The organism is Aeromonas sp. 600724, assembly GCF_049175135.1.
GTDB classification, from domain to species: Bacteria; Pseudomonadota; Gammaproteobacteria; order Enterobacterales; family Aeromonadaceae; genus Aeromonas; species Aeromonas veronii_A.
In genome coordinates this window covers 1-16,181 of record NZ_JAAKUM010000015.1, presented here as the reverse complement: position 1 = coordinate 16,181, position 16,181 = coordinate 1, and the positions used below count along the sequence as shown (strand labels likewise).

13 protein-coding genes are annotated in these 16,181 nt (G+C 55.9%); 3 read left to right on the top strand and 10 right to left on the bottom strand.

Annotation, left to right across the window (positions count from 1 at the left end; translation table 11 throughout):
- Positions 1-342: 342 nt before the first annotated feature.
- From nlpI to queA, 7 genes are all read right to left on the bottom strand, one after another.
- Complete coding sequence (nlpI, locus tag G5168_RS14555) at positions 343-1,278, bottom strand: lipoprotein NlpI (RefSeq protein ID WP_005344691.1); 936 nt, start codon at positions 1,276-1,278, stop codon at positions 343-345.
- Between the two features lie 90 nt (positions 1,279-1,368).
- Positions 1,369-1,737: a rhodanese-like domain-containing protein gene (locus tag G5168_RS14550; RefSeq protein WP_005344690.1), complete on the bottom strand. Its 369-nt coding sequence runs from the start codon at positions 1,735-1,737 to the stop codon at positions 1,369-1,371.
- 84 nt (positions 1,738-1,821) lie between these two features.
- Positions 1,822-2,769 (bottom strand): protein translocase subunit SecF, encoded by a 948-nt coding sequence (gene secF, locus G5168_RS14545; protein ID WP_421173000.1) that lies wholly within the window; start codon positions 2,767-2,769, stop codon positions 1,822-1,824.
- Positions 2,770-2,779: 10 nt separating this feature from the next.
- A complete protein-coding gene (gene secD / locus G5168_RS14540; protein WP_216953338.1) occupies positions 2,780-4,633 on the bottom strand; it encodes a protein translocase subunit SecD in 1,854 nt (617 codons plus the stop codon).
- Positions 4,634-4,651: 18 nt separating this feature from the next.
- Positions 4,652-4,987, bottom strand: coding sequence for a preprotein translocase subunit YajC (yajC, locus tag G5168_RS14535; RefSeq protein WP_005337327.1), 336 nt, complete (start codon positions 4,985-4,987; stop codon positions 4,652-4,654).
- Between the two features lie 48 nt (positions 4,988-5,035).
- On the bottom strand, positions 5,036-6,172 hold the full coding sequence (tgt, locus tag G5168_RS14530) for a tRNA guanosine(34) transglycosylase Tgt (RefSeq protein WP_005337329.1): 1,137 nt from the start codon (positions 6,170-6,172) through the stop codon (positions 5,036-5,038).
- Positions 6,173-6,246: 74 nt separating this feature from the next.
- A complete protein-coding gene (queA, locus tag G5168_RS14525; RefSeq protein ID WP_005344678.1) occupies positions 6,247-7,299 on the bottom strand; it encodes a tRNA preQ1(34) S-adenosylmethionine ribosyltransferase-isomerase QueA in 1,053 nt (350 codons plus the stop codon).
- 212 nt (positions 7,300-7,511) lie between these two features.
- On the opposite strand from queA, the gene G5168_RS14520 reads away from it, so the two are divergent.
- The 3 genes from G5168_RS14520 (at position 7,512) to ahpF (ending at position 10,918) form a co-directional block, all read left to right on the top strand.
- Positions 7,512-7,958 carry a CBS domain-containing protein gene (locus G5168_RS14520; protein WP_013723842.1) on the top strand — a complete coding sequence of 149 codons (447 nt, stop codon included), beginning with the start codon at positions 7,512-7,514 and terminating at the stop codon, positions 7,956-7,958.
- 689 nt (positions 7,959-8,647) lie between these two features.
- Positions 8,648-9,214 carry an alkyl hydroperoxide reductase subunit C gene (gene ahpC / locus G5168_RS14515; protein ID WP_005337335.1) on the top strand — a complete coding sequence of 189 codons (567 nt, stop codon included), beginning with the start codon at positions 8,648-8,650 and terminating at the stop codon, positions 9,212-9,214.
- Between the two features lie 123 nt (positions 9,215-9,337).
- Positions 9,338-10,918: an alkyl hydroperoxide reductase subunit F gene (gene ahpF, locus G5168_RS14510; RefSeq protein ID WP_421206635.1), complete on the top strand. Its 1,581-nt coding sequence runs from the start codon at positions 9,338-9,340 to the stop codon at positions 10,916-10,918.
- Positions 10,919-11,054: 136 nt separating this feature from the next.
- Here ahpF and G5168_RS14505 read toward each other — a convergent pair whose 3' ends face one another.
- The 3 genes from G5168_RS14505 to G5168_RS14495 form a co-directional block, all read right to left on the bottom strand.
- Positions 11,055-11,771 carry an SIMPL domain-containing protein gene (locus tag G5168_RS14505; protein ID WP_005337338.1) on the bottom strand — a complete coding sequence of 239 codons (717 nt, stop codon included), beginning with the start codon at positions 11,769-11,771 and terminating at the stop codon, positions 11,055-11,057.
- A gap of 56 nt (positions 11,772-11,827) precedes the next feature.
- Complete coding sequence (locus G5168_RS14500) at positions 11,828-12,388, bottom strand: hypothetical protein (protein ID WP_042056172.1); 561 nt, start codon at positions 12,386-12,388, stop codon at positions 11,828-11,830.
- Between the two features lie 85 nt (positions 12,389-12,473).
- Entirely contained in the window at positions 12,474-16,103 is a 3,630-nt protein-coding gene (locus tag G5168_RS14495; RefSeq protein WP_421252388.1) for a VWA domain-containing protein, read from the bottom strand.
- Positions 16,104-16,181 lie beyond the last annotated feature (78 nt).

The following is a 16,181-nucleotide window of genomic DNA, read 5'->3' as shown; positions in this document are numbered from 1 at the left end:
ACAAGAGCAGCGATAGTCAACCAGTCGCCCACCGCGATAGGGAAGAGAATCACCCATATCAGGAGGCATAGGACGAGCCGACCGGGTTTCACACGGAGTCGGCCCCATCCATCTGTTGAGCTGCATGGATCAGATGTGCCCGTTCATTATTCAGAGGCGGGCGGCAGAGTTGGAAAAACTGGTAGGGTTGTGTGGATTAGCGACACGAAGCTCACTGTGACATGGAGCCAAGCCACGGGAGTGGGTGTGAAAAAGCAGATAAAAACAATGCCAGTCAGGCTTTACTGACTGGCATTAGCCTCATATCGAGGTTTTTTATCACCGGGTAATCGCCATCTCCATTCAGGAGGGCTGTTCGCCTTTGCTCTGGGCACCCGGCGGCAAGGGTTTGCGCGCCATCAACTCCAGTTCGAGCAGAGCATAGCGGTGCTCGATGAAGTCATAGACGTTGTTGGAGAGCGCCAGCTTGAAGTAGCTGATGGCTTCCTTGCGGTTGCCTTTGCCCAACTCGAACTTGCCCAGATAGAAATAGGTTTCACACAGGCGCTCGGCCAGCTCCCGGTTATCCTTCACCCCTTTCACCACGTTGCCCATCAGCTGGGACGCGTTGATCTCGCCGGTATAGAGGCGAACCAGATCCCAGTTCCAGGCGTCGTCATCGTACTTGTTGAGGCGCTCGCGCATCCGGCTCATGGCCGCAGCGGGATTGAGCTTCTGCTCGGCCAGATAGAGCCAGATCACCCGATAAGGGTCTTCCGGCTGCGCTTCGTAGAAACGCTTCATATCGGCCGCTGCCAGCTCGGGACGATTACCGTAATAGAGGGCAATACCGCGGTTAAGGTAGGCATAGTCATAATCGGGTGCCAGCTCGAGGGCTGAGTCGAATGCCTCATAGGCTTCGTCGTAGTTCTGCTGCTGTACCAGATAGACACCGATGAAGTTGTAGGCTTCAGCGAAATCCGGTTTCTCCCGCAGGGCCCTGTTGAAATCGAGACGGGCAAGGGAACGCAAGCCGACGCGATCAAACACCACGGCACGTTCATAGAACAACTCGGCCCGTTGCTCCGTGGTCAACTCCATTTCACTCAGCATCTGCCCGAGTCGGGCGAGCGCCAACTCGCTTTGGTAGGAGACCTGCAGGGGGGTCGCCAATACCAGTGAAGCAGGCTGCGCCTTGGGAACCTTAGGGGTGTTGACATGACTGCTACTGCTGCAACCCCACATGGGTAGCAGCAACAGGATACCAAGGAGGTATCCAATCCCTTTCCTGACGTTCAATGAACACTCCGACGCTTACGCTTGACCCCGCATATGGTAAAGGTCAGCCGCCACTTTGTCATGTAGCTGAGCCCCTCTCCATCAAATAAATCAGGATTCGACAGGGTATCCGGCCTCCAGCCAGCCGCGAAAACCGCCGTCAACACTGATTACGTTGCGATAACCCATCTGTTGCAAATTGTCGGCCGCCAGTACGGAGCGAAAACCGCCACCACAATAGAGATAGAGCGTGGTCTCGGGATCCGGGAACAGGGTCTCGATATCCCGCTCAATCACTCCACGACCCAGATATTGGGCTCCGGGCAGATGGCCTTTGGCCCACTCGCTCTCTTCCCGCACGTCGATCAGGTGAAACGTGCGCCCTTCGTCCTGCCAGCGCTTGATCTGGTGAACATCGGTTTCGGTGATGCGGGAGCGGATCCCGTCAACCAGCGCCAAAAAACGGGGATTGTGTTGCATGGCAAGCTCCTTTTGTTGAAATCATCTGCGTCAGCAAACGACACGCAGAGATAAGAAAAGAGCGCCATGAGGCGCTCTTCACTGTTACGGCAGGATTTCCTGTTGGTCCGCACCCTCTTTCTCTACCTGGGTGGGCAGCATGTGCTCGCGCTTGACGCCGAGGAACATGGCAAACGCACTCGCCACATAGATGGAGGAGTAGGTACCGAACGCCACACCGATCACCATGGCCACGGCAAAACCGTGGATCAGCGCGCCGCCCTTGAGCAGCAGCGCCAGCACCACCACGAAGGTGAGCCCGGAGGTGATGATGGTACGGCTCAGGGTCTCGGTCATGGAGAGATCGAGAATGTAGTCGGTATCCCCTTTGCGCACCTTGCGGAAGTTCTCCCGCAAGCGGTCGAACACCACTATGGTATCGTTCAGGGAGTAACCCACTAGGGTCATCAATGCCGCCAGCACGGTCAGGTCGAACTCGTACTGGAAGTAGGCAAAGACGCCCAAGGTGATCACCACGTCATGCACCAGCGAGAGGATGCCGCCCATGGCCAGACGCCATTCAAAGCGCACCGCCACGTAGATCAGGATACAGATGATGGAGGCCAGCATCGCCAACGCCCCGTCAGTAGCCAGCTCGTCACCGACTGAAGGGCCGACGAATTCGACGCGTTTGAGTACAGCGCCCTCATCGAGCAGCTTGGCCGCTGCCAGCACCTCGTTACCCTGCTGCTCGACCTTGACCCCCTCTTTCGGCGCCAAACGGAACAGCACGTCACGGCTGGAGCCAAAGTGTTGCAGGGTGGCCCCTTCAATCTTCTGCTCTTCCAGAACGTCGTGGATCTTGTCCAGGCTCACCGACTGCTGGAATCCCACCTCGATGGTGGTACCACCAGTAAAGTCCAGACCCCAGTTCAGCCCCCGATCAAACAGGAAGAACAGGGCTACCACCATCAGCACGGAAGAGAAAACCACACCCGGCTTGGCATAGCGCATAAACGGGATCGGTTTTTCAAAATGTAGAATCTGAAACATTTCTCTATCCTCAGATGGGCAGCTTGTCGATACGCCGTCCACCCCAAGCCAGGTTGATAATGGCACGGGAAACTGTGATGGCAGTAAACATGGAGGCGGTCAGACCAATGCCCAGCGTCAGGGCAAAGCCCTTGATGGCGCCAGTACCGATACCGAACAGGATCACGCAAGTGATCAGCGAGGTCACGTTGGAGTCGGCGATGGTGGAGAATGCCCGATCAAAGCCCAGATGGATGGCTTGCTGAACACCGCGACCGTTGCGGATCTCTTCACGAATACGCTCGTAGATCAGTACGTTGGCATCCACCGCCATACCCAGCGTCAAGACGATACCGGCGATACCCGGCAATGTCATGGTGGCCCCAGGGATCATCGACATGATGCCGACAATCAACACCAGGTTCATGCAGAGCGCCAGGTTGGCGACCCAGCCGAACGCGCGGTAGTAGATCCCCATGAACAGCACGATCACCAGCATGGCCCAGCCGATGGCTTCCATACCGCTGTCGATGTTCTGTTGACCCAGGCTCGGGCCAATGGTGCGTTCTTCCACGATCTGGATCGGGGCGATCAGGGCACCGGCACGCAGCAGCAGCGCCAGGTTGTGGGCTTCGTTGGCGTTGTCGATCCCAGTAATACGGAACTGGCTGCCAAGACGCGACTGGATGGTGGCGACGTTGATCACCTCCTCCTGCTTGCGGAACTTGCGCTTGCCATCCGGACCCGGTTGACCGACCGGCTTGTACTCGATGAAGACGGTCGCCATCCCTTTACCCACGTTGTCCTTGGTAAAGTTGGCCATCTTGTTACCACCCTGGCCATCCAGCTTGATGTTGACCTGGGGACGGCTGTACTCGTCGAAACCGGACTGGGCACCCACGATGTGGTCACCGGTCAGGATCACTCGCTTGTGCAGTACCACCGGACGACCATTGCGATCGGTATAGACCTTGGAGCTGGGGGGAACTCGCCCTTCAGCAGCCGCCTGAATATCAGCCGCCTCATCCACCATGTGGAACTCCAGGGTCGCGGTCGCACCGAGGATCTCCTTGGCACGAGCGGTATCCTGAATACCGGGCAGTTCAACGACAATGCGTTCGGCGCCCTGCTGTTGTACCAGCGGCTCGGCCACACCCAGTTCGTTGACCCGGTTACGGATGATGGTGATGTTCTGCTCGAGGGCGTACTTCTTCACTTCCTTGATCTTGGCTTCGCTCAGACCCGCCAGCAGGATAAACTCATCCCCTTTCTGCTCGGTAGTGAAGGTCAAATCAGGGTTCTGACGACGCAGATGAGAAACGGCGCGTTCCTGATCGGCTTCGTCACGGAAGATCACCTGCACCTGATCACCGACTCGGCGCACGCCGGAGTAACGGATCTTCTGGGTGCGCAGCTCGGAGCGGAAATCCTGCACCATCTGCTCTTGCTGCTTGGTCAGTGCTTCGGCCATGTCCACTTCCATCAGGAAGTGCACACCACCGCGCAGATCAAGACCCAGCTTCAGAGGCGCCGCACCGATGGCTTCGAGCCAGGCGGGAGTGGAAGGTGCCAGGTTGAGTGCGGTAATGAAGTTGTCGCCCAGCTTGTTGGCAACGATATCGCGCGCTTTCAGCTGGTCTTCGGTGTTCTTGAAACGGATCAGGATAAAACCGTGCTCGAATGCAGCATGTTTGACCGGGATCTTGGCCGCTTCAAGGGTCTCTTTCACCAGATCAAGAGTATCTAGCTTGACTTCGGCACCACGGCTGGCAGAAACCTGCAAAGCCGGATCTTCGCCGTAAAGATTGGGGGCTGCATATAGAAAACCGATGGCGATCACCAGGATCACCATCAGGTATTTCCACAGCGGATAGCGATTCAACACGCTGTGCTCCTTGGGAGATTAAAGGGACTGGATAGAACCCTTGGGCAGAACGGCAGAGACGAAGTCCTTTTTGATGGTGACTTGAGTCTGGTCGTTCAGGGCGATCACCAGGTAATCGCTGTCTGCAGCCACTTTGGCAATTTTGCCAACCAGGCCACCGGAAGTGAGCACTTCATCACCCTTGGACAAGGAGCTCATCAGATTGCGATGATCCTTGGCACGCTTGGCCTGGGGACGATAGATCATGAAGTAGAAGATCAGGCCGAATACGGCCAGCATGATGATCATTTCCATACCACCACCCTGTGCACCCGGTGCTGCGCCTTCTGCATACGCCTTGGAGATAATGCTCATTTAACAACCTCTTATTGATGTAGATTTAAAAAAAATTATATGTTGTTGTTATTTAACGTCATTTTCAGCTAACGGAGGCACAGGCTTCCCTTGCCGACGGTAAAACTCTGTTACAAAGTCGTCTAATTTACCCTGCTCGATCGCGTCCCGCAAACCCTGCATCACACGCTGGTAGTAACGCAGGTTATGAATCGTATTCAGACGGGCACCGAGGATCTCGTTGCACTTGTCCAGATGGTGCAGGTAGCTGCGGCTGTAGTTCTTGCAGGTGTAGCAATCGCATTCGGCATCCAGGGTGCTGGTGTCGTTGCGGTGCTGGGCATTGCGGATCTTCACTACGCCATCGGTGGTGAACAGGTGGCCGTTGCGGGCGTTGCGAGTCGGCATGACGCAGTCGAACATGTCGATACCACGGCGCACCCCTTCCACCAGATCTTCCGGCTTGCCGACACCCATCAGGTAGCGCGGCTTGTCAGCCGGAATTTTCGGGCAGACGTGCTCGAGGATGCGGTGCATGTCCTCTTTGGGTTCACCCACCGCCAGACCGCCGACCGCATAACCGTCGAAACCGATCTCCAGCAGCCCTTTGAGGGAGACATCACGCAGATCTTCGTAGACCGAGCCCTGGATGATGCCGAACAGGGCGTTCTTGTTGCCCAGCGCATCAAACTTGTCGCGGGAGCGCTTGCCCCAGCGCAGGGACATCTCCATGGACTTGCGCGCTTCTTCATAAGTGGCCGGGTACGGAGTGCACTCGTCGAAGATCATCACGATGTCGGAGCCCAGATCGTACTGGATCTCCATGGACTTCTCGGGGTCGAGGAAGATCTTCTCGCCATTGATGGGGTGACGGAAGTGGACGCCCGCTTCGGTGATCTTGCGAATATGGCCCAGGCTGAACACCTGGAAACCACCGGAGTCGGTCAGGATCGGGCCCTGCCAGTTCATGAAGTCATGCAGATCGCCGTGGGCACGCATCACTTCCTGACCCGGACGCAGCCAGAGGTGGAAGGTGTTACCCAGCAGGATCTGGGCGCCGGTTTCACGCACTTCTTCCGGGGTCATCCCCTTGACGGTGCCGTAAGTTCCGACCGGCATAAAGGCCGGCGTTTGTACCACACCACGTTCGAAGACCAGTTGACCGCGACGGGCACGGCCGTCGGTGGTTTTCAGTTCAAATTTCATTGCTACCTCGGCTGCGTCAGATAAACAGTCTGACAATAGGAGGGCCGCTCACGGCCCGGTAAATAAGCTGAAGCTTATGCTTCAACCTGGCGACGGGTGACGAACATGGCGTCCCCGTAGCTGAAGAAACGGTACTGCCCGGCCACGGCTGCCTGATAGGCCGCCATCACGTTGTCATAACCGGCGAAGGCGCTGACCAGCATGATCAGGGTCGACTCCGGCAGATGGAAGTTGGTGACCATGGCATCGACAATCTGGAACTGATAGCCAGGGAAGATGAAGATATCGGTGTCACTAAAGAAGGGCGCCAGCGGTTTGCCCTGCGCCAGGGTGACCTTGGCCGCGCTCTCCAGCGAACGCACCGACGTGGTCCCCACCGCGATCACCCGACCACCACGAGCACGGGTGGCCGCGATGGCATCCACCACCTCTTGCGGCACTTCCGCATACTCGGAGTGCATGTGGTGATCTTCAATCTTCTCTACCCGCACCGGCTGGAAGGTCCCCGCCCCTACATGCAGGGTGACGAAGGCCGTTTCAACCCCTTTGGCCCGAATTTTCTCAAGCAGCGGCTCATCAAAGTGCAGACCGGCGGTCGGCGCGGCAACGGCGCCCGGCTTTTGATTGTAAACGGTCTGGTAGCGCTCCTTGTCGGCATCCTCGTCGGGGCGGTCGATATAGGGGGGCAGCGGCATGTGGCCGATGGCCTCCAAAATCTCCAGCACCGGACGCGGGTCGAGGAAGTGGATCTCGAACAGGGCGTCGTGGCGGGCGCGCATCTCTGCCTCCACACCACCATCCATGATCATCCGGGTGCCGGGCTTGGGCGCCTTGGAGGCCCGGACATGGGCCAGCACGCTGTGCTCGTCCAGAATGCGCTCGACCAGTACCTCCAGCTTGCCGCCGCTGGCCTTCTGGCCAAACATGCGCGCCGGAATGACACGGGTGTTATTGAATACCAGCAGGTCACCCGGATTAAGCTGATCCAGCACATCCACAAATTGACCGTGGCGCAGGGCGCCAGTTTGACCATCGAGCTGCAACAGGCGGCTGGCGGTACGCTCTGCCATCGGATAGCGGGCAATCAGCTCGTCTGGCAGATCAAAATGAAAATCGGATACTTGCATCTTTCACCTCGGGGGGAATCGGCGGCTAGTCTAGTTATCCCCATCTTCCAAGGCAACCCAAAAGACCAAAAACCCAAGAGAGACAAGGGGTAGCGAGCAATATTGAGACACACCTCCGGTTAATGATTCTTTAATGTTCTGTATTGACCCTGATCATGTTTTGCCAGTTTGGGCTGGGCTAGGGTGAAAGCAGATACACAAGGAGGCCCACCATGATGACCCTATCCGAAATCATGACCGAACACCCCTTCACTCTGGGTCCGTCAAACAGTGTCAAACAGGCGATGGACCTGATGCAGCAGGAGCGGATCCGCCACATTCCCATCGTCGACGAGCAGCACCACCTGCTGGGGCTGGTGACCCTTACCGATATCCTGGCCACCCGGGAATCCAAGCTGCTGCTCATCAGCCCGGAGCGGGAAGCCGAATTTACCGACAGCGTGCAACTCGACGAGATCATGACACGGCAAGTGGCGAGCGTAGATCCTCACGCCGGCATCAAGGAGGCGGCACTTTACCTGCAGCGGCACAGATATGGCTGCCTGCCGGTACTCAAAGGACGCAAGCTGATCGGCATTGTCACCGAGTCGGACTTCATTGCCGTGGCCATCAACCTGCTGGAATTGATGGAAGAGCAGGAACCACCTACCGACTTTTGACAGAACTGGATGTAATTAAATTACAATAAAAGCGTTTTAAGCCGTCGAAATAAGCTAAAATGATGAAACACTTTCATTTTGATTGAAAAATTACACCAAATACTTGCCTTGTGATCTGTGTCACACTATCATCCTCTCATGCAATAGTTGCCGAGGGGGAGACGAGGGATTGTGCACCCATTATCTTCCTCTCATATGTCTGCAAGTTTGCACACCCCGTAGTTAGTCTTTGCTGTAAAGCATTTGTTTATATAGCCATTCCTTGTTTGATGACCCGGCCCTGTCGTTGCGATAGCGCCGGGATTTTTTTATCTGCGCCTTTCTGCCTCCCCTTGCCAGCACATCCCCATCGCTGCAAGCAGCTGCCTCAACCTCCTGCGCCACCTGTTTGCACCACCGTTTATCTCATCGCGTCATCGTGACTCTGCACACCCCTTCTTATGCCTTGAAAAGGCGATGTAGCGCACAGATATTGAACCACGACAAGGAGTTATCTCAGTAGGCCAGAGATATTCATGTTAGGTACAGCCATAGTGAGCTATCTAATAAGTAGATTTAAGCGATTCAAAATTGCGGCTTTTATCGATTAGCGGAAGCCCCTATGATGAATCCATCGAAAGTTAAGCGCCTCGTCTGGCAAGACTCTTCAACACCAGACCGGCATATGTACATCACCAAGGAGCAATTACATGTCTACCTACATCAACACTGAAATCAAGCCGTTCAATGCTACCGCCTACCACAATGGCAAATTCGTTCAGGTGTCTGACGCTGACCTGAAAGGCAAGTGGTCCGTGGTCTTCTTCTACCCGGCTGACTTCACCTTCGTTTGCCCGACCGAGCTGGGCGACCTGGCTGACAACTACGCTGAATTCCAGAAGCTGGGCGTCGAGATCTACTCTGTCTCTACCGATACCCACTTCACTCACAAAGCATGGCACGACACTTCTGACACCATTCAGAAGATCCAGTACCCGATGATTGGTGACCCGACTGGTACCATCACCCGCAACTTCGGCGTGATGATCGAAGAAGCTGGTCTGGCTGACCGCGGTACCTTCGTAATTGACCCGCAGGGCATCATCCAGATCGTCGAGATCAACGCTGGCGGCATCGGCCGTGATGCACTGGAACTGCTGCGCAAAGTCAAAGCAGCCCAGTACGTTGCCTCCCACCCGGGTGAAGTATGCCCGGCTAAATGGAAAGAAGGCGAAGCCACTCTGGCCCCGTCCCTGGACCTGGTAGGCAAGATCTAAGCCTCCCGCTTCCAAGACCGGCCCGCGTAAGGGCCGGTCTGCTTTCCGGCATTGCCAAATAGGCCTGAAAGCAGACCGACTCACATTTAATGCCAACTCGCCATTACAAGAAGGAATTCGACCATGTTGGATACCAACCTCAAACAACAGCTGAACACCTATCTGCAGTACATCGTCAATCCCATCGAGATCAGCGTGTCCGGCAACGACAGCGACAAATCTGCAGAGCTGCTGGCACTGGCCAGCGAGATCGCCGAGATGTCCCCCAAGATCACCCAGACCTCTGGCACTGCCGTTCGCAAGCCTTCCATGAGCGTCGCGCCCCAGGGCCAAGCACCGCGCGTTCACTTTGCCGGCATCCCCATGGGTCATGAATTTACCTCTCTGGTACTCGCCCTGCTGCAAAGCGGCGGCCACCCCTCCAAGGCCGATGCGGCAGTGCAGGAGCAGATCCGCAATCTCAAAGGTGAGTTCCACTTCGAGACCTATATCTCCCTCTCCTGCCACAACTGCCCGGACGTAGTACAGGCCCTCAACCTGATGGCGACCCTGAACCCCGGCATCACTCACACCATGATCGACGGCGCCCTGTTCCAGGAAGAGGTCGCCGAGCGTCAAATCATGGCGGTACCGAATGTTTACCTGAACGGTCAACCGTTCAGCCAGGGCCGGATCTCGCTGGAAGAGATCGTCGCCAAACTCGACACCGGCGCCGCCGAGCGCAAGGCTGCCGAGCTGAATGAGAAAGATCCCTACGATGTGCTGGTGGTGGGCGGTGGCCCAGCTGGCGCCGCAGCGGCCATCTATGCCGCTCGTAAAGGCATTCGCACCGCCATCGTTGCCGAGCGTTTCGGTGGTCAGGTGATGGATACCGTCGGTATCGAGAACTTTATCTCCGTCCCCTACACCGAAGGCCCCAAACTGGCCGCCAGCCTGGAGCAGCACGTCAAACAGTACGGGGTGGAAGTGATAACCGAACAGCGCGCCGCCGCCATCAGCAAAGATGGATATGTGAACGTGGATCTCGCCTCTGGTGCCACCTTGAAGAGCCGCGCCGTGATCCTGGCTACCGGTGCCCGCTGGCGTGATCTGAACGTACCGGGCGAGCTTGAGTACCGCACCAAGGGCGTGGCCTACTGCCCGCACTGCGATGGTCCCTTCTTCAAGGGCAAGCGAGTAGCTGTGATCGGTGGCGGTAACTCCGGCATCGAGGCGGCCATCGATCTGGCTGGCATCGTCGAGCATGTGACTGTGGTGGAGTTCGCCGACACCCTGCGTGCCGATGAAGTGCTGCAGAAGAAGGCTCGCTCCATGGGCAATATCGACATCATCATGAGCGCCCGCACCACCGAAGTGATCGGTGATGGCAGCAAGGTGGTCGGCATGGATTACGAAGATCGCACCACAGGTGAGATCAAACACCTGGCGGTGGCGGGTATCTTCGTCCAGATCGGCCTGGTACCGAACACCGAGTTCCTGAAAGGGAGCGAGATTGCCATGACCCGCTTTGGCGAGATCGAGATCGATACCAAAGGGGCGACCTCCCTGCCCGGCGTCTACGCCGCAGGAGATGCCACCACGGTACCGTTCAAGCAGATCATCATCTCCATGGGTGCTGGCGCCACCGCCGCACTGGGTGCGTTTGATTACCTCATCCGCAACCCGGCGCCGGAAGCGACCAAGGCTGATGCTGTGACCGCCTGATAAACCCAGCGCAACAAAAAGCCGATGCTCGATTTAGTAAACACGAGCGTCGGCTTTTTTATATCTGCATCGATGCGCAATAGAAACCCCGCCGCAAATGGCGGGGGTGTTCATGACTGGACTTAAACGACGGGCATCACTCCAGCAAGAAAACAGCCTCGATATTATCACTTACCGTGATCTGCTGTTGTTGATAGCTGTTGTCCGCCATATCCGCCGCAGGTGCAGCCATCGCCATGGCCTGCACTACCTTCAGGTTGCGGCTGTAGGCGGTAATGGGCGAAGCATTGCGGTACTCCACACTGTAGACCTTGCCAAGCTTCATCCCGAAGGCCTTGGCCAGAGATTCAGCCTTGGTTTTGGCATCCTCAACGGCATTCAAACGGGCCTGCTCCTTGATGACCTGCGGCGATTTCAACCCGTACTCAATCTGGGATACGGACTCCAGCCCGGCTTTGAGTGCGGTATCCATCAGGGGGCTCAACTTGTCGAGCTGATAGAGCTTCACCGCCAATTGTCGCTGAGCACGGTATCCCAACAATACCGGCTTCTTGTTCTCGCCATACTGATATTCCGGAGAGACCATCAGGTTGCCAGCCTCAACATCGCTGCGCTTGATCCCCAGCCCTTCCAGTTGGCTGAAAAAGGCTGCGACCTTGGTATCGACCTGCTGCTTGGCCTTGAGGCCCTGCTTATCCAGTGCACTCACCGCCACATTGAGGGTGAGCATATCGGGTTCGGTCTTCTGCTCGGCATAACCACTCACCACCAGATGGGGCGCTTGCGGCACTTCAATCGCCAGCAGCGGAGCACTGACAACCAGAGCGGAAAGAGTAAGAAGGGGACGCCACATAGAAAAAAACCTCAATCGAAAAGATTGAGGCCATTATGCCCGTGCAGCTACGGGATTCATATATCATGCGAGGGGGGGAACTGATCCAGTATCTGATTGGTCAGATCGAGACTGATGGTGACCACGCTGCAGACATCTGGGCTCTGCTCTACCTTATCTTGTGACGATGTCGCACCGCAGACCTGCACCTCATCATCGAAATGGAACGAGTCCCACGACAGAACATGTCCTTGCACCGCCTGTCCGAGATCGGTGCCACCAATTGCCTCCTCCATCGCAGACCAAGGGATGGTATCAGACGGCCCAAGCAAATTTTGCAACAACGGAGGGTGAAAACTGACCAGTGGATACTCCTGCTGACCCTGCTCATGGCCAACCAGAATCATGTTATGGGCAGACTCGGTATCCAAAACAGGCACATAGGTGATAGAGGCTGCAGCAAAGTCAACATAGAGCGAGCCCGCGACATCACCGGCCTCATTCTCTATCTCCATCCCATCCAGCCGATCACCGGCGATCGAGGCCTGATAGCCAAACTGACCTGCGCAGGTAATGTTGCCCTGTCCATCCCAGCTATAACGGATGCCATCAATGTCGACCCAGTTGAATGACTGCATGATTACCCTCTCTTCTACGGCCGCTATCTTATCCATCCACCTAAAGAAAAAACAGGGGCCAGGCAAGCCCGGCCCCGAGAGAGGGTTACGGATCAACCTTCAAGTTACCGTCATCCAGCAAGTGCTTGATGATCTCCTGATTGGAGCCCAGTGAGGCGAGGTCGAGTGAGTTCTGGAACTGGATGGTCAGTTCCGGGCTCCCACCGGCCCCGGCAGGATCTATCGTCAACGTCTTGGTCGTCGTGTTGAACTGCAGATAGTTGTCCAGCACGGCTGCCAGATCCTCGTTGTTCCCCACTGCAGGTACGCCGACCAGCAGATCCGAGAGATCCAGTACATCTCCACCATTGTTGGTATCACCTAAAGTGAAATCAGTAATGGTATCGATACTGCCGTCCGCATCCCCCGCCAGCCACTTGAAGGTGTCACTCTCCCCACCACCGGTCATGGTATCGCTGCCAAGGCCGCCGATCAGAATGTCCTTACCAAGGTCGCCCGTGAGTATATCGCTACCAGAACCACCATCCAGATAATCATCACCGACACCTCCAACAAGGGTGTCGTTCCCTTCCTGGCCAAAAAGGATATCGTTGCCACTGCCACCATATAGGGTGTCATTACCACCACTGCGGCTACTCTCCCCACTCAGCTCAGTAATATGGGTCCGGATGTAATCCACCGTCTGTTCACGTGTCCACCCATGACTGGACTCCAGCGTTTCAAATACCAGCCAACCAGAACCTTGGGGCAGATCCAGTCCCAACTCGCTGGCCAGCGTATCGGTATTGAGTACATCGCCAAACAGGATGTCATTGCCAACACCACCATCGGCCACGTCATTGCCGGCCCCCAGCAACACGGTAATCTGATCCCCCTCGGTCAGGGCTGCCGTCAACTGCTCGGCACTGGTCACAATCTGGGCATCGCCGATCGGGGCATTGAAACCCTGCTCGATCCGGATATTGTCTATCCGTACCTCAGCATTCCGGTCATTGGAGCTGTCGAGCAGTTCGAACACAAACCCGTATTGCCCGACAGGCAGTCCATCGGTTGTGATAGTGCTGTAAGCCGTCAAAACAGATGAACTAACGCCAGTAATGGTGCCCGTTTGCACTGGATTGAGCATATCCCAGACGCCACCCTCGAGTTTCACCAACTTCCAGGTGAAGCTGTCGCTGCTATTAACACCATTCAAGGCATACTGGAACTGCAGACTTGCTCCGGCTTGTGCCGCAGAAACCTGGATGGCATTGGCCACGGCGAGCGCCAATATTGTCCTGTCAGAATCAGAACCGGTTCGATCATCCCGGATCCGCAAGCTTCCATTTGTAACGGTATGCGATCCCTGAGCATCACCACTGAGCACCCATCCCGAGGCGGCATTTATGCCGCTACCACTACCAAATGTGGCCAAGTCAAGGAAGCTGCCTGCCGAGTAAAACTGATCTGCCGTTTCAGTCGTGTTATCAAAGAACTTCAACAAATCCTTGTTAACATCATTGGTCACCCCGATTGCATTGACCTGGCTGATGGCACTGAGTGAAACAAAAGCATCCACCGACTCCTTGATCACCTCAAATGTGGTGCTGTTGCCTGGTCCAGCGACCTGATTGCTGTCATTGAGGTAGTAAGTCGGGTTACCATCCGTGACAAAGAATGTCAGGTTCTGGTAACCGGGAGCAGCCTTGCTACCATCATTGAACCACTGCACGGCCTGATTGAACGCGGCTTCATAGTTGGTGCCACCATTGGCAACCAGTGCATCAATGGCATTGGTCAGGTTGCTCACATTACTGGCATCAAGCCCTACTATTGTCACACTCTCGCTGGCATTCGCCGCAAAACCAATCAAGGTGACATTGATCTCACCATCATGATCTTTCAACTGGTTCGCCAAATGGGTCAGGGAGGCCTTGAGCATACTCAGTCGTGATCCAGCCATACTGCCAGACACATCGACCACCAAGGCAATATTGTAATTCTCACCCGGGATGAAATTGGTACTGGTGCCGCCGATGTCCCCCACCACAATATCGTGACCAGCACCGCCTGCAACCAGACCATCCACACTACCGTTGGAGTTGGGCACCTTGTGATCATCATCCGTGCCGGGGGTCCCGGTAGTGTCGGGGGTATCCGAGGTGTTGCTACCCACAACCAGAATATTGGACGCGACGGGAGGCTCATTGCTCTTGACCGATACAGTAAAGTTGGCGCTGGCTTTATCTCCATCGGCATCAGTCAAGGTAGCACTGAAATCAAGGTCAATATCAGGAGGCGTGATCTTGTCGATCACTCCGAAATTCTCGATCCTCACTGAGTCATTGCCATTCAGCACAAAGCGGACATAAAGCTGGCTGAACTCCCCATCGGGTTCTATGCTGGCCAACTGCATCGACCCTTTGAGTCCTGACAGAACAAGCTCTCCGGAATCGACGACGGTCACGCCATCGGCAGCATAAGCCACCCACTGTATGGTGCTGGTATTGGTGTTGCCAACCCCGTAGACGTTGAAAGAGAGCCCATCAACGGCTGCAGTCGTGGATACCTTGAACCCTTCGTTATTGTCCAGGTTGCCGTTCTTAATCCCGAAACCATTGTTGTTCGGGTTGAGATTATCTGCATCACTCCCCGGCAGATCCTGAGGATTATTGACGCTGCCATTGAACAGCAGACCATCGAACAGTACACCAATCCCGCCAGCAGTAACCCCGATCGTCTCAACAGGCCCTCCAGCACCGAACTGTGCCCCGATCGAGAAAGTCTGGGTTGGCTGGGGAGTAACCAGTTCAAAGCTGTAAGTATTGTCGTCATTGAGTGTCAATGTATAGAACACTTTAGGTGGCTGCCCACTACCATCAATGGTTGCTACCAGAGTCTTGCCATCAGTCGACAAGGTTTCGGTGATCCCTGCCAAATCAGGCCATCCAGTCAGTTTCAGTCCACCAGTACCCAGAGGGCCATCAGCACCAAAAGAGACGCCAAACAATCCACCGGTAGTGATGTCGGCTACATTCATCACTTCCAGACTTTCGATGCCTGTGATCACGGGCATATCGTCTTCAATAACAACACTGACCTGCTTGGTATCACTCAAGTCACCATCACTGGCTGACAGGTTGAAGGTAAATGTCTTCAGTCCTTCCTTATTGTCTCCAAATTCATGATCGATGGGCCCCAGCAAGGTGACGGTATATTTACCAACCGGATCTACAGATACTTGTATGACTGGGATCCCTCCCGCTGAACCCACCAGTGTCGCAGACCCTATACCACTCCACACAACTGGTACCCCTCCAGAGCTCAGGCCAGATGGAGCAGAAAGAGTGAACGTAAAGGTATTGCTGTCGATATCTGTCACACTTGCCGTCGCATGGGTCGAGGTGCTATCGGTAATATCGCCGGGATTGGGTGAATTGTCTGGATTGGATCCCGGTAATCCCTCCTCGGATATGCGCAGATCCGAGACAGTCAGCATGGGAGCATCGTTAGTTGCAGTGACGGTCACGGTGAAGGGCTTGTTGTCTGCCCCACCCTCGTCCGTGGTCCCCGCCACGTTGCCATTCACGACCCCGCTCCAGTCCGCCGGCAAGCTAAAGCCCGGCACGCCCGCTGTGCTCGCACCGCTCCAGCTGTAGCTGCCCGCCACCGCGCCAGCCACCCAGCCTGCCCCCATCAACGCACCTGCCGGCACACCGCTCAGGGTCACCGTCACGCCGGTCACCTGCTCCGAACCATCCGCGTCGGTCGCAGTGACACCCAGCTGCGCCGCCAGCGATACCGCCACCGGTGC

Bases quoted from the DNA above. Each gene is read 5' to 3' on its own strand.
- G5168_RS14550 (WP_005344690.1), bottom strand. From the start codon at position 1,737: ATGCAACACAATCCCCGTTTTTTGGCGCTGGTTGACGGGATCCGCTCC.
- secF (WP_421173000.1), bottom strand. From the start codon at position 2,769: ATGTTTCAGATTCTACATTTTGAAAAACCGATCCCGTTTATGCGCTAT.
- yajC (WP_005337327.1), bottom strand. From the start codon at position 4,987: ATGAGCATTATCTCCAAGGCGTATGCAGAAGGCGCAGCACCGGGTGCA.
- tgt (WP_005337329.1), bottom strand. From the start codon at position 6,172: ATGAAATTTGAACTGAAAACCACCGACGGCCGTGCCCGTCGCGGTCAA.
- queA (WP_005344678.1), bottom strand. From the start codon at position 7,299: ATGCAAGTATCCGATTTTCATTTTGATCTGCCAGACGAGCTGATTGCC.
- G5168_RS14520 (WP_013723842.1), top strand. From the start codon at position 7,512: ATGATGACCCTATCCGAAATCATGACCGAACACCCCTTCACTCTGGGT.
- ahpC (WP_005337335.1), top strand. From the start codon at position 8,648: ATGTCTACCTACATCAACACTGAAATCAAGCCGTTCAATGCTACCGCC.
- ahpF (WP_421206635.1), top strand. From the start codon at position 9,338: ATGTTGGATACCAACCTCAAACAACAGCTGAACACCTATCTGCAGTAC.
- G5168_RS14505 (WP_005337338.1), bottom strand. From the start codon at position 11,771: ATGTGGCGTCCCCTTCTTACTCTTTCCGCTCTGGTTGTCAGTGCTCCG.
- G5168_RS14500 (WP_042056172.1), bottom strand. From the start codon at position 12,388: ATGCAGTCATTCAACTGGGTCGACATTGATGGCATCCGTTATAGCTGG.